Consider the following 13706-nt stretch of genomic DNA (forward strand, 5'->3'; position numbering starts at 1 on the left):
ATGAGCGATCAGCGGTGGGTATGGGGTGTCGGCCTGGCCACGACATCCGCGAACAGAACAGTGCTGGACACATGGTTCCCTGCCCCTGCCGCGGGGCGGATTCCGCTCGGGCTCGATCCGGCCATCCCCCCGGACGAGTTGGACCGGCATGCGGTGCCCGACCCGCGCAGGGACGTGGACGTCGATGTCGTCGTCGTCGAGGTGGACCTCGACGCCGCACCGGCCTCGACGCCCGACGCATACCTGCGTCTGCACGCGCTGTCGCACCGCATCGTCGCGCCGAACACCGTCAACCTCGACGGCATCTTCGCCCACCTGCCCATCGTCGCCTGGACCAACGCAGGACCGATGCACCCGGAAGACGCCGCCCGCCTGCGACCGTTCCTGACCCGCGAGGGCATCCAGCTGCAGGGGCTGGACAAGTTCCCGCGGCTGCTGGATTACGTCAGCCCGCCCGGCGTTCGAATCGCGGATGCCTCGCGCGTCCGCCTCGGCGCCTACCTGTCCCCCGGAACCACGGTGATGCACGAGGGGTTCGTCAACTTCAACGCCGGCACGCTCGGCTCCTCGATGGTGGAGGGACGCATCTCGCAGGGTGTGGTCGTCGGGGATGGCAGCGACATCGGGGGCGGGGCTTCGATCATGGGCACCCTGTCCGGCGGTGGCGAACATCGCGTCTCCATCGGCGCGCGGACGCTGCTCGGCGCGAACGCCGGAGTCGGGATCTCGCTGGGCGACGACTGCGTGGTCGAGGCGGGACTGTACGTCACGGCAGGGTCGAAGATCGTCCTGGCCGATGAGCCGACGCGCGCCGACGGCAGCCGCGCGACCGCGAAGGGCGCGGAGCTGTCCGGCCGGAGCGGCATCCTGTTCCGGCGCAACTCGCTCACCGGCGCCATCGAGGCTGTGCGCCGAGCCGGCGTCGGGGTCACGCTGAACGACGCACTGCACGCGTAGGGTCGAAAGGTCCGCGTATCGGTCGCGGCAGGGGACGAGGGGGTCTCGTGAGCGCTCGCATGGGCAAGAAGCTGTACGAATCCGAGTTGATGGTGCTGCAGGCCAAGCTGGTCGACATGCAGGCGTGGGTGCAGGCGACCGGCGCTCGCGTCGTGGTCATCTTCGAAGGCCGGGATGCCGCGGGCAAGGGATCCACGATCAAACGGGTCTCCGAGTACCTCAACCCGCGCGTCACACGCATCGTGGCGCTGCCCACACCGAGCGAGCGCGACAAGACGCGCTGGTACTTCCAGCGATACGTGCCTCATCTGCCCGCGGCGGGTGAGATCGTCCTGATGGACCGGTCCTGGTACAACCGGGCCGGCGTCGAGCACGTCATGGGCTACTGCACCAGCACCGAGTACCACCGCTTCCTGCACCAGACGCCGATCTTCGAGCGGATGCTGGTGGAGGACGGGATCATCCTGATCAAGTACTGGTTCAGCGTCTCGGACGTCGAACAGGAACGCCGCTTCCGCGACCGCGCCGACGATCCGATGCGCCGCTGGAAGCTCAGCCCTAATGACGTCCTGTCGATCACGAAATGGGAGGACTACTCGCGGGCGAAGGACACGATGTTCGTGCACACGGACATCCCCGAGGCGAAGTGGTGGGAGGTCGACAACGAGGACAAGCGACGGGGACGGATCAACACGATCGCGCACCTGCTCTCGCAGGTCCCCTACGAGACGGTCGAGCGCGAGGATGTCATCGTGCCGCCGCGACCTGCCTCAGGCGGCTACGAACGTCCGCCGCGCGATTTCACCTCGCATGTGCCCGACTACGCGAAGGACGTCGAGAAGCGTCACCGTGCCGAGCGCATCGACGCGTCCAAGAGCAAACGGGGACGCGAGAAGGAAGCGGCCAAGATCGCGGATCGCGAACAGGCCGCGGACGAGAAGCAGAGCGGCAGCAGCAAGGACTGATCCGTGCCTTGAGCACGGCGACGGCCGGCGCGCCAGCAGGCGCGGCCTCCGGTCAGCCCACGCCGGGGTAGTCGCGCGCCGGCGCTCCGGTGTACAGCTGCTGGGGGCGACCGATCTTGGTCTGCGGGTCCGTCTGCATCTCGCGCCAGTGGGCGAGCCAGCCGGGCAGCCGACCGATCGCGAAGAGCACCGTGAACATGCGGGTCGGGAAGCCCATCGCCTTGTAGATCACGCCGGTGTAGAAGTCGACGTTCGGGTACAGACGACGCTCCTTGAAGTAGTCGTCGCTGAGCGCGAGCTCTTCGAGCTCCTTGGCCAGGTCCAGGAGCGGATCGCTCACTCCGAGCGCCTCGAGCACCTCATCCGCGGATTCCTTGACGAGTTTGGCGCGCGGATCGTAGTTCTTGTACACGCGGTGCCCGAAGCCCATCAGCTTCACGCCCTCTTCTTTGTTCTTGACCCGCTCGACGAAGCGCTGCACGCTCTCCCCCGAGTCGCGGATGCGCGCGAGCATGTCCAGGACTGCTTCGTTGGCACCGCCGTGCAGCGGACCGTACAGGGCGTTGATGCCCGCCGAGATCGACGAGAACTGGTTCGCGCCGGTCGATCCGACAAGGCGGACGGTCGAGGTCGAGGCGTTCTGCTCGTGGTCCTCGTGCAGGATCAGCAGGCGCTCCAGCGCGCGGGACATCACCGGGTCGACGTCGTAGATCTCCGAGAGGACCCCGAAGTTCAGCTTCAGGAAGTTGTCGACGAAGCTGAGGTTGTTGTCCGGGTAGAGGAACGCCTGGCCGATGCTCTTCTTGTGCGCGTATGCCGCGATCACGGGCATCTTCGCCAGCATCCGGATGGTGTTCAGCTCGATGTGCTCGGGATTGTTCGGGTCGGACTGGTTCTCGTAGTACGTCGACAGCGCCGAGGTGGCCGATGACAGCATCGACATGGGGTGCGCGGTCGGCGGGAGGGCCGAGAAGAAGCGCTTGAGGTCCTCGTGCAGGAGCGTGTGGTGCCGGATGCGGTCGTCGAACTCGGCGAGCTGGTCAGCGGTGGGCAGCTCTCCGTAGAGGAGCAACCAGGCGACTTCGAGGTACGTGCTGTTCTTGGCCAGCTGCTCGATCGGATAGCCCCGGTAGCGGAGGATCCCCTTGTCGCCGTCGATGAAGGTGATCGCGGACTTCGTCGCGGCAGTGTTGACGAAACCGTAGTCGAGCGCCGTATGGCCCGTCTGCCGAGTGAACGTCGACATGTCCACGCTCGGCATCGTCCCATTGGTGCCCTGCAGCAGTGGGAACTCGGCAGTCCGATCACCGATGGTGAGGATGGCTCTGTCCTGCTGGGTGCCCGCGTCGCTCACGGCGCCTCCTCGCGATTCCTGGTCGGTCCGGGGGTTTCGAGGGCCCTGCGGGTCGCACCGTAGGGCGAGTCCGAGAGCCGGCGCGATGACAGGGGTTGCCGCGTCAACGCGCCGTTACAGCCTAATGGGCCCGTCGGCATACTGCGGACACGGCCAAACCCCCGGGCGATGCGCTGGAGGAAACCTCAGTCCCGATCAGAGCCCACGCAGGCGCGCGGCAGCCGTCGCGATCCGCTCGTCGGTCGCCGTGAGCGAGAGGCGGATATGGCGGGGAAAGTGCTCGCCATAGAAGTGACCGGGACCCGCGAGGATGCCGAGGTCGGCCAGGCGTCCCAGGCTGTCCCACGCGTCGCGGTCTTCGGTCGCCCACAGGTAGAGACCAGCCTCGCTGAAATCGATCCGGAAGCCGGCGGCTTCGAGTGCCGGCTTCAGCGTCGCTCGACGGGCGCGATAGCGGTCCTTCTGCGCCGCGACGTGCTCGTCGTCGCCGAGCGCGATGATCATCGCCGCCTGCACGGGTGCCGGCAGGATCATGCCGAGGTGCTTGCGCGCGGTGGTCAGGCGGGCCACGATCTCCGGATCGCCGGCGAGGAACGCCGCACGGTATCCGGCCAGATTCGACTGCTTGCTGAGCGAGTACACGGAAAGGATGCCGCGCACGTCGCCGTCGGTGACGCGGGGGTCGAGGACGGAGGGGATCGGCTCGGAGTGCCACGGCGCGTCCCAGCCCAACTCGGCGTAGCACTCGTCGGAGGCGACGATCGCCCCGAGTTCGCGCGCCCGCGCCACCGCGGCACGCAGGGACACGGCATCCAGCACCCGTCCATCCGGATTGCCCGGCGAGTTGAGCCACACCAGGCGCGTCCCGGCGGGCCACGTCTGCGGGTCATCGGCCGCGATCGGAGTGGCCCCCACCAGTCGCGCGCCGACCTCGTATGTCGGGTACGCCGCGCGAGGATGCACGACGACGTCGCCGGGGCCCAGATCCAGCAGCAGCGGCAGCAGCGCCACCAGCTCCTTGGAGCCGATCGTGGGCAGCACGTGATCCGCACTGAGATCCGGCACGCCGCGTCGACGCGCGTACCAGTCCACGATGGCTTCCCGGAGTGCCGGCGCACCGGCGGTCTGAGGATAGGCGTGCGCGTCCGTCGCGGCCGCCAGCGCGTGGGCGATCACCGGTGGAGTCGGGTCGACCGGCGATCCGATGGAGAGGTCGACGAGTCCGTCGGGATGGGCGCGTGCCCGCGTCGCATACGGTGCGACGGCATCCCACGGGTAATCGGCCAGGTCAGCGACGCCCATGGCCGCGTTACGGAGCCTGCGGCGGCAGCGCGTCGATGATCGGGTGATCCTTGTGGATGACCCCGACCTTCGCGGCACCGCCGGGCGAGCCGACGTCTTCGAACCACTCGACGTTGGCCTTGTAGTAGTCCTGCCACTCGTCGGGCAGATCGTCCTCGTAGTAGATCGCCTCGACGGGGCAGACCGGTTCGCACGCGCCGCAGTCCACGCATTCGTCGGGGTGGATGTACAGCATCCGGTCACCCTCATAGATGCAATCGACGGGGCATTCGTCGATGCAGGCGCGGTCTTTCACATCCACGCACGGAAGAGCGATCACATACGTCACGTGCTCAGTCTAATTCGACCCGGGGCCCGCGGAGGCCGCCGGCGTGGCCGGTCGAGTGGGCCACGCCACCGCGACGGCGACGAGGATCGGCACCGCGAAGGTCCAGATCACCGCCAGGTCCGTCTGGGGCACGATGACCGAACCACCGGGGCCGCGCCCGGAGAACACCAGGGTCGCCAGGATCATCCCCACGCCCGCGGCCAATCCGGCCCAGCGATCGGACGTCAGCAGCCGCACCGCGGCGAGGAGTGCCGCGCTCCCGATGATGGCCAGCACGAGGCCCAGGGGGAACCACCCGAGTCGGTATGCATGCGCGATCGTACCGGCAAGGCCGTAGACGGCGCCGACGACGAACGCCACGACCCATGTCGCGATGCGGGGAAAGGCGGACCTCACGCGGGCAAGCTTACGTTCCGGTCTCGGAATCCGTGGTCGGCCGCGGCTCAGGCCGCCACGCCCCACAGCCGAAGCAGCCCGGCGACGAGCGCGGCTGCGACGACCACCACCAGGAACGGCGCCCGGACCAGCAACAGCCCGCCGGCGACCAGCACAGCGGGAATGCGGGCGTCCACCACCACGGCCTGCCCGGCACCCAGCGTCTGAACGGCCACCAGCGCGGACAGGAGGGCGACGGTCAACAGATCCGCGATCCGGGCCGGCCGGGGCGCCTCCAGCAACCGCTGCGGCATCAGGTAGCCGAGGGTCTTGAGCGCGACGCAGATGATCGACGCCAGCAGCACCGCGTTCCACAGGGTCATGGCAGGCCTCCCCGCTCCGCGACATCCTCGGGCTCCTCAGGCGGCTCCGCCCCGACCCCGAGCCAGTTGAACCAGCCCACGAGGACGGCCACCGCGGCGGCCACGAGGACGGGAACCCCGGGCATCAGTGCCGGCGTGAGGACGATCGCCACGACGGCCGCGGCGATGCCGACCGCGATCGGCTGGCGATGCCTGAGCCGTGGCCACAGCAGGGCGAGGAATGCGGCCGCGGCGGCGGCATCCAGGCCGTACGCCCGGGGGTCTCCCAGCACGTCGCCGAGCAGCGCGCCGGCGAGTGTGGACAGGTTCCACCCGATGTAGATGCCGATACCCGTGACCCAGAAACCCAGCGTGCGCGCCCTGGGCGTGGTCTGAGCCAGCGACACGGCGGTCGACTCGTCGATCGTGAAGTGGGCCGCAGCGGCGCGACGCCAGAAGCCGGTGCCGAGCACCGGCGACATGCGCATACCGTACGCGACGTTGCGCACGCCGAGGAGGGACGCCGAGGCGATCGCCGCGGGGACCGCGGCCAGTCCCCCGGCGGCGAAGACGCCGACGAACGCGAACTGCGAACCGCCCGTGAACATGACCAGGCTCAGCACGCACGTCTGCCAGACGTCGAGCCCGGCAGCGACGGCCAGCGCGCCGAAGGAGATCCCGTACGCACTGGTGGCCACAGCGACGCTGAGGCCCTGGCGCCACGCGCGCCGGCTCTCGGCATCCGGTGTCGCGGGCTCGAAACTCACCGGTCGAGCCTACCCACCAGAACCGCTTGCGCCGCCGCGCCGTGCGCGGCCCGGCCGCGGGTTGTCAGGCGTTGGCGTCCTGGCGCTTCAGACGGGAGGTCGCGCGGGCGCGCTCGGTCTGATCCAGATTCACCTTGCGGATGCGCACGATCTCGGGGGTGACCTCGACGCACTCGTCCTCACGGGCGAACTCGAGGCTCTCCTCGAGCGACAGCTGGCGCGAAGGGGTCATCGCCTCGAACGTGTCGGAGGTGGACTGACGCATGTTGGTCAGCTTCTTCTCCTTGGTGATGTTCACATCCATGTCGTCGTTGCGCGAGTTCTCGCCGATCACCATGCCCTCGTACACCTCTTGGGTGGGCTGCACGAAGAAGGACATGCGCTCCTGCAGCGCGATGATCGCGAAGGGCGTGACCACGCCGCTGCGGTCGGCGACGATCGAGCCGTTCTGGCGGGTCACGATCTGGCCCGCCCAGGCCTCGTAGCCGTGCGAGATGGCGTTGGCGATGCCGGTGCCGCGGGTGGTGGTGAGGAACTCGGTGCGGAAGCCGATCAGACCGCGCGACGGCACGATGAACTCCATGCGCACCCACCCGGTGCCGTGGTTCGTCATGTTGTCCATACGGCCCTTGCGCGTGGCCAGCAGCTGAGTGATGGCGCCCAGGTACTCCTCGGGCGCGTCGATCGTGAGGTGCTCGAACGGCTCGTGCACCTTGCCGTCGACCTTCTTCGTGACCACCTGCGGCTTGCCGACGGTCAGCTCGAAGCCTTCGCGCCTCATGTTCTCCACCAGGATGGCCAGGGCGAGCTCGCCGCGACCCTGCACCTCCCACGCATCGGGGCGGCCGATGTCGACGACCTTGAGCGAGACGTTTCCGATCAGCTCGCGGTCCAGGCGGTCCTTGACCAGACGCGCAGTCAGCTTGTGACCCTTGACCTTTCCGGCCAGCGGGGAGGTGTTCGTGCCGATGGTCATCGAGATCGCGGGCTCGTCCACGTGGATCTGCGGCAACGGCCGCACGTCGTCGGGGTCCGCGATCGTCTCGCCGATGGTGATGTCGGGGAAGCCGCCGATGGCGACGATGTCCCCGGGGCCGGCGCTCTCCGCGGGGTAGCGCTCGAGAGCCCGCGTCTTGAGGAGTTCGGTGATCCGGGCGCTGCTGGTCGTTCCATCGGCGCGCACCCAGGCAACGGTCTGCCCCTTCTTCAGCGTGCCGTTGAAGACGCGGAGAAGCGCCAGACGGCCGAGGAACGGGCTCGAGTCGAGGTTGGTCACCCAGGCCTGCAGGGGGGCCTCATCGTCGTAGACGGGTGCCGGCACGTGCTCGAGGATCGCCTCGAACAGCGGCTCGAGGTCGTCGTTGTCGGGAAGGGACCCGTTGTCGGGGCGATTGCGGGATGCCGCGCCGGCGCGGCCGCTCGCGTACACCACCGGCACGTCCAGCAGTGCGTCCACATCGAGATCGGGCACGTCGTCGACGAGGTCGGAGGCGAGACCGAGCAGCAGGTCGTGGCTCTCCTCCTCGACCTCAGCGATCCGGGCGTCGGGCCGGTCGGTCTTGTTCACCAGCAGGATGACCGGCAGCTTCGCCTCGAGGGCCTTGCGAAGCACGAAGCGGGTCTGCGGCAGCGGTCCCTCGCTCGCGTCGACGAGCAGCACGACGCCGTCGACCATCGAAAGTCCGCGTTCGACCTCGCCGCCGAAGTCGGCGTGGCCGGGGGTGTCGATCACGTTGATGGTCACGGGACCGTCGGTCGCGTGCACACCGCGGTACGTGATGGCGGTGTTCTTGGCGAGGATCGTGATGCCCTTTTCACGCTCGAGATCGTTCGAGTCCATGGCGCGCTCTTCGACGTGCGCGTGGTCTCCGAACGATCCGGTCTGGCGCAGCATCGCGTCGACGAGGGTCGTCTTGCCGTGGTCGACGTGGGCGACGATCGCGACGTTGCGGAGGTCTGAACGGAGGGCGCGCGCCATGAAGAATCCTTGCAGAACGGGGAAGCGCCCGGAACCGGGCTGATACATTCTACCGGTTGGCGCCTGAACGTCTGCCGCGTCCCGTATGGCACTGCGCGGAACGCCCACGGAGAAGGACTCAGCCGGCGGAGCTCTCGGCCTCCAGGAGCAGAGCACGCGCCTCGCGGCGGATCCGCTGCTCCTCCGGGTCGGGCACGGGCACGGCGGCGATGAGGCGCTGCGTGTAGGGGTCCGATGCGCCGCGCAGGATCTGGTCGCGGGTCCCCGTCTCGACGAGCTTGCCCAGGTGCATCACGGCGATGCGGTGGGCGAGGATGTCGACGACGGCGAGGTCGTGGCTGATGAACAGGCAGGCGAACTGCAGACGACCTTGGATCTCTTGCAGCAGCTCGAGGAACCGTGCCTGCACGGACACGTCCAGCGCCGAGGTCGGCTCGTCGGCGACGAGCAGCTCGGGCGCGAGCGCGAGGGCGCGGGCGATCCCGACGCGCTGGCGCTGGCCCCCCGAGAGCTCATGCGGGAAGCGGTTGCGGTACGACCTGGGCAGTTCGACCTGGTCCAGCAGCGTCTCCACCCGCCGGTCGAGCTCCTTGCCCTTCGCCTCCCCCGCGAGAAGCAGCGGTTCGCCGATGGACTGGCCGATCGGCATCCGGGGGTTCAGGGAGGATGCCGGATCCTGGAAGACGATGCCGGTGCGCCGGCGGATGGCGCGCAGGTCCTTCTGGGTCGCCTTCGAGATGTCGGTGCCGACCGCGGTGAGCTTGCCCTCGGCGATGGGCAGCAGCCCGATCGCCGCGCGGCCCAGCGTGGTCTTGCCGGACCCGGACTCCCCCACCAAGCCGAGGATCTCCCCCGCATGGATCTCGAGGTCGATGTGCTCCGCCGCGCGGAACGCGGGGATTCGGCCGCGTTTCGGGTAATCGATCGCGACGTCCTCGAATGAGAGCACCGGGGGCTTCGCGTCGACGTCCTCCGCGGCCTCGGACGCCCGCTCCCGGATCTGCGCGATCACCGGCACCGCGGGGTCTTCGGCGATGAGCTCGACGACGCTCGCGTCGGCCTCCTCGAGGACGCCCAGACCCAGGTGCGGCACGGCGGCCAGCAGCTGCTGGGTGTACGGGTGCTGCGGCGCGTGGAAGATCTCATCGACGGTGCCGGATTCGACCACCTCGCCGCTCTTCATGACCAGGATGCGGTCGGCGAGGTCCGCGACGACGCCCATGTCGTGTGTGATGAGGATGATCGCGGAGTCCAGGCGCTTGTGCAGGTTGCGCAGCAGGTCGAGGATCTCGGCCTGCACGGTGACGTCGAGCGCCGTCGTGGGCTCGTCCGCGATCAGCAGCAGCGGGTCGCACGAGATGGACTGGGCGATCATGGCGCGCTGGCGCTGACCACCCGACAGCTGGTGCGGGTACTTGTCGAAGGACTGCTCGGGGTTCGGCATCTCGACCAGGCTGAGCAGCTCGACGGCGCGGGCCTTGGCCTCGGACGGTGCGAGGGAGCCGTTGTGCGAGCGCAGCGCCTCCACGATCTGGAAGCCGATCGTGTAGACGGGGTTCAGCGCGGTCATCGGCTCCTGGAAGATCACGGCAATCTCGTTGCCGCGCAGTGCCCGCAGCGTGGAATCGTCGACGCCGCGCAGCTCCCGCTCCAGCAGCTTGATGGAGCCGGTCACGCGGGCGTTTTCGGGAAGGAGGCCCAGCAGCGCCATCGAGCTCGTGCTCTTGCCCGAGCCGGACTCGCCGACGATGGCGAGCACCTCGCCACGACGCACCACATAGTTCATGTCGATGGCTGCCGGGTAGAACTCGCCCTCCACCCAGAACTCGACTCCGAGGTTCTGGACCTCGAGGATCCTCTCGGGCAGGGCCCGGTGGGATGCGGCGATCTCAGCGCCGATGCCCGTGGTGTCAGTCATTGGTGGTGTCCCATCTGCGAAGCTTGAGCCCATGGCGTTCCAGGAGGTTCTCTACCGGCCCGTACTCGGGCGAACCCTCGCCGTCGTGACCGCGGTGGTCTGCGCCCTCGGGGCGGTGGTGCTGTTCTGGACGGACGGGATGGCCGGCATCCGCTACGTGTGGCCGATCGCCCTGGTCGCGTTCGCCGCCTGGGCGCTGTTCTGGCGTCCCAGTCTGCGGGTTCAGGAGCACGGCATCACCGTCGAGAACGTGCTGCGCACGTACTTCGTTCCGTGGCCAGCGATCACCTCTCTCGACACGCGCTACGCGCTCACGCTGCACACCGTCTCCGGGCGCGTCGGCGTGTGGGCGGCGCCCGCCCCCGGCCGGCACCGCACGCTCGGCCTCGCGAGCAAGGACTTCGACGGGGTGGGCGCGTCGGCACGTGGCGCGCACGGCTCGCTGCGGCCGGCCGATGCCATCACGACCCCGAGCGGCAACCTGGCGCAGGTGATCCGCGGCCATTGGGAGCGTTTGCGCGACGCCGGCGCGTTCGCGTACGGCGTGGACCCCGACGCGATGACCGTGACCTGGCACCGGGCGACGATCACGGTCGCGGTCGTTCTCGCGATCGCCTCGCTGGTCGGTCTGCTGATCTAGCAGGGTCACCGTCACCGCTCCGGATCGAGGGGCTGATGCTGGACGTCGCCGGGCTCCTCCGGCCGTGGGTCGTTGAAGTTGACCACGTCTCCGGTGAAGGCGGTCTGCATTCCGACCGTGACGCTCGCCGCCTCCGTGGACGCGCTCGTCCCGGAACCCGGCGCGATCGGGCCTGACGCGCGTCCCGCCCGGGCCATCGCACGCTCGGTCGGCATCTTCTTCTGGCGCGGATCGAACGCGTCGCGGAGCCCGTCGCCGATGAAGTTGACGCACAGCGCGATCGCGATGATGAAGATGCCGGGCCACCAGAACAGCCAGGGGCGGGTGGAGAAGGCGGCCTGGTTGTCGGACACGATCTTGCCGAGCGAGGTGTCCGGCGACTGCACCCCGAACCCGAGGTAGCTCAGCGCCGACTCCAGCAGGATGGCACCGGCCATCAGGAGCGTCGCGTTCACGACGATGACACCGACGGCATTGGGCAGGATGTGGCGGAAGATGATGCGTCGGTCGCGGGCACCCGATACGCGTGCGGCATCCACGAACTCCCGCTCGCGGAGCGACAGGAACTCGCCGCGCACCAGCCGCGCCATCGTCGTCCAGGCGAAGATGCCGATCACGACGCCCAGCACGGCGGCGCCGAGGCTTCCGAACGTGTTTCCGAGCACCGATCCGATGACGATGAGCGGGATCGTGATGATGACGTCGGTGAATCGCATCAGCACCGAGTCGGTCCACTTGCGGTAGTAGCCGGCGAGGGCGCCGATCACCACGCCGATCGTCGTGGCGACGACGCCGGCGATGACCATCACCATGATCGACTGCTGGGCACCCCGCATGACCACCGCGAAGATGTCTCGGCCGACCTCGTCCTGACCGAACGGGTGGTCGCCGATCTGCAGCGGCCACAGGCTCAGCGTCGGAACGCCGTTGTTGATCTTCGGGGGGATCTGCTCCCACGAGTACTGCCACCAGCCGGTGATCCGCAGGCCCCAGAGGTTCACTCCGACGGAGGTGAACGCCATGACGACGATCAGCGCGAGGACGATCATCGAAACCAGCGCCCCGCGATGGCGGAAGAACCGACGGCGGACGATCTGGCCCTGGCTGAGGCCTTCGGTCTCCTTCTGCTCGATGGAGATCTGGGCGATGGCTTCGGTCTCCCGCGAGCCGGGCTCGTTTGCGACTGTGGTGTTCATCTAGCCCACCTTGATTCTCGGGTCGAGGGCCGCATAGACGAGGTCCGCGATGAGGTTGAAGAGCACGGCCAGCGTGCCGGTCACGACGAAGAACGCCATCACCGGATTCGGGTCGTGTGCCGAGAGCCCGTCGACGAAGAGCCGGCCCATACCGGTCCAGCCGAAGACGGTCTCGGTGATGACCGCGCCTCCGACGATCGCGCCCACGTCGAACGCGATGATCGTCGTGATCGGGATGAGCGCGTTGCGGAACGCGTGGCGCACGATGACCGTGCGCTGCGTGAGGCCCTTGGCCCGGGCGGTGCGGATGTAGTCCTGGTTCATGACCTCGAGCAGGCTCGCGCGAGAGTAGCGGGTGTAGCTGGCGAACGAGATCAGGACGATGGCGATGGTCGGCAGCAGCAGGTGCGTGAACAGGTCGATGCCCTGCACCCAGAAGTTGCCGCCCAGACCGGGGGTCGACGCTCCCACCGTCGCGATCGGCCGGCCCCGGATGCGACTCGAGTTCGCGTACGCCTGCCAGTACGACATGTACTTGTCGAGGGCGATCAGACCCGCAACCAGGACGCCCACGATCGCCGCGGTGCGCATCACCGGTCCGCGGTCGGGAGCGCCGAAGAACCAGCCGATCGCGGCGGACACGACGATGGTCAGCACGATCAGCACCAGGAAGAACCACAGGGTCATCCCGTTGAGGATGTAGTTCATCATCGGGAAGTACAGCGCGATCCCGAGAACGGCCACCGCGAGGGACGCGTACACCGCCTTGCGATTGCGGAGCCCCGTGGAGATCGCCGTGATACCGAACGCGGTGCCCAGCGCCAGCACGCTGTAGACGACGATCCCGATGCTGGGATCGGCGAACCACTCGGTGACGGACAGGAACGTCAGCACGGCGGCCGTCGCCACCGCCGAGATGCCGAGCACGATCAGACGGCGCTTCCATCTGCCGCCGATGAGCGACATCCACAGCAGACCCGTCACAAGCGAACCCACGATGATCACCGGAACGGAGATCCGTGGATCGCTCAGCCAGTTGTTCACCTGGATCGCCCCGTACTGCTTGAGCAGTACCGCGACCCAGAAGATCGGCAGTGAGAAGAACAGGAAGGAGACCAGCGTGACGCTGTAATCGAAGCCGCTGTACTGTCGCAGCGCCGAGACGATGCCGACGATGATGCCCAGTACGATCGCGACGATCGTGGCCGTCGTCACCAGCGTCAGGGTGGCGGTGATCGCGTTGCCCAGCATGGCGTTGACCGGCTGGTTCTGGATGCTGACCCCGAAGTCGCCGCGGAACAGGCCGCCGAGCCACAGGAAGTAGCGCAGCGGGGGCGGGACGTCGAGATTCAGAAGCTTGGTGCGGGATTCAATGAGCTCGGCTTTGTTGGGCGCATTGCCCTGCCGCAGGTCTTCTAGGGGATCGCCCGAGAAGGCTGTGAGCACGTACATCAGGAACGTCGCGGCGAAGAGCACGAAGATCGATGCGATCAACCGCCTGATGATGAATGAAGCCATGGTGTGGCCGCCTGCCAATCGGTGAATCAGCGCGAGCAGTTGGAGC

At 68.1% G+C, this 13706-nt stretch carries 13 protein-coding genes; 3 read left to right on the top strand and 10 right to left on the bottom strand.

All coding sequences use genetic code 11. The annotated features are described in order from the left end of the window. Both dapD and ppk2 read left to right on the top strand, forming a co-directional pair. Window positions 1-957, top strand: coding sequence for a 2,3,4,5-tetrahydropyridine-2,6-dicarboxylate N-succinyltransferase (gene dapD, locus ABD655_RS11515; RefSeq protein ID WP_344714080.1), 957 nt, complete (start codon window positions 1-3; stop codon window positions 955-957). Between the two features lie 59 nt (window positions 958-1016). Further along, the gene (gene ppk2 / locus ABD655_RS11520; protein WP_344715820.1) at window positions 1017-1922 is read left to right on the top strand and encodes a polyphosphate kinase 2; all 906 of its coding nucleotides are present in this window, start codon (window positions 1017-1019) and stop codon (window positions 1920-1922) included. A gap of 52 nt (window positions 1923-1974) precedes the next feature. On the opposite strand, the gene ABD655_RS11525 is transcribed toward ppk2, so the two are convergent. The 8 genes from ABD655_RS11525 to ABD655_RS11560 all read right to left on the bottom strand — a co-directional run bounded on the left by ABD655_RS11525 (window position 1975) and on the right by ABD655_RS11560 (window position 10306). Next, entirely contained in the window at window positions 1975-3276 is a 1302-nt protein-coding gene (locus tag ABD655_RS11525; protein ID WP_344714082.1) for a citrate synthase, read from the bottom strand. 195 nt (window positions 3277-3471) lie between these two features. Beyond that, the gene (dapC, locus tag ABD655_RS11530) at window positions 3472-4578 is read right to left on the bottom strand and encodes a succinyldiaminopimelate transaminase (protein WP_344714083.1); all 1107 of its coding nucleotides are present in this window, start codon (window positions 4576-4578) and stop codon (window positions 3472-3474) included. 7 nt (window positions 4579-4585) lie between these two features. Continuing rightward, the gene (gene fdxA, locus ABD655_RS11535; RefSeq protein WP_257502417.1) at window positions 4586-4906 is read right to left on the bottom strand and encodes a ferredoxin; all 321 of its coding nucleotides are present in this window, start codon (window positions 4904-4906) and stop codon (window positions 4586-4588) included. A 9-nt stretch (window positions 4907-4915) separates the two neighbouring features. Beyond that, window positions 4916-5302, bottom strand: a complete 387-nt coding sequence (locus ABD655_RS11540) for a DUF6113 family protein (RefSeq protein ID WP_344714086.1) — start codon at window positions 5300-5302, stop codon at window positions 4916-4918. Window positions 5303-5349: 47 nt separating this feature from the next. Beyond that, complete coding sequence (locus ABD655_RS11545) at window positions 5350-5664, bottom strand: AzlD domain-containing protein (protein ID WP_344714088.1); 315 nt, start codon at window positions 5662-5664, stop codon at window positions 5350-5352. Beyond that, on the bottom strand, window positions 5661-6410 hold the full coding sequence (locus ABD655_RS11550) for an AzlC family ABC transporter permease (protein ID WP_344714091.1): 750 nt from the start codon (window positions 6408-6410) through the stop codon (window positions 5661-5663). Before ABD655_RS11550 ends, ABD655_RS11545 begins: the two co-directional genes overlap by 4 nt. A gap of 64 nt (window positions 6411-6474) precedes the next feature. Continuing rightward, window positions 6475-8388: a translational GTPase TypA gene (gene typA / locus ABD655_RS11555; RefSeq protein WP_344714093.1), complete on the bottom strand. Its 1914-nt coding sequence runs from the start codon at window positions 8386-8388 to the stop codon at window positions 6475-6477. Window positions 8389-8506: 118 nt separating this feature from the next. Beyond that, window positions 8507-10306, bottom strand: coding sequence for a dipeptide ABC transporter ATP-binding protein (locus ABD655_RS11560; protein WP_344714094.1), 1800 nt, complete (start codon window positions 10304-10306; stop codon window positions 8507-8509). A 31-nt stretch (window positions 10307-10337) separates the two neighbouring features. Here ABD655_RS11560 and ABD655_RS11565 point away from each other — a divergent pair, with 31 nt between their 5' ends. Next, window positions 10338-10946: a PH domain-containing protein gene (locus tag ABD655_RS11565; RefSeq protein ID WP_344714096.1), complete on the top strand. Its 609-nt coding sequence runs from the start codon at window positions 10338-10340 to the stop codon at window positions 10944-10946. An 11-nt stretch (window positions 10947-10957) separates the two neighbouring features. Here ABD655_RS11565 and ABD655_RS11570 read toward each other — a convergent pair whose 3' ends face one another. Together ABD655_RS11570 and ABD655_RS11575 are read right to left on the bottom strand one after the other, a co-directional pair. Further along, entirely contained in the window at window positions 10958-12142 is a 1185-nt protein-coding gene (locus ABD655_RS11570; protein WP_344714098.1) for an ABC transporter permease, read from the bottom strand. Then, window positions 12143-13660, bottom strand: a complete 1518-nt coding sequence (locus ABD655_RS11575) for an ABC transporter permease (protein ID WP_344714100.1) — start codon at window positions 13658-13660, stop codon at window positions 12143-12145. Window positions 13661-13706: the final 46 nt, after the last annotated feature.

Origin of the sequence: Microbacterium terregens (assembly GCF_039534975.1) — a bacterium.
In the GTDB taxonomy this organism is placed as follows: domain Bacteria; phylum Actinomycetota; class Actinomycetes; order Actinomycetales; family Microbacteriaceae; genus Microbacterium; species Microbacterium terregens.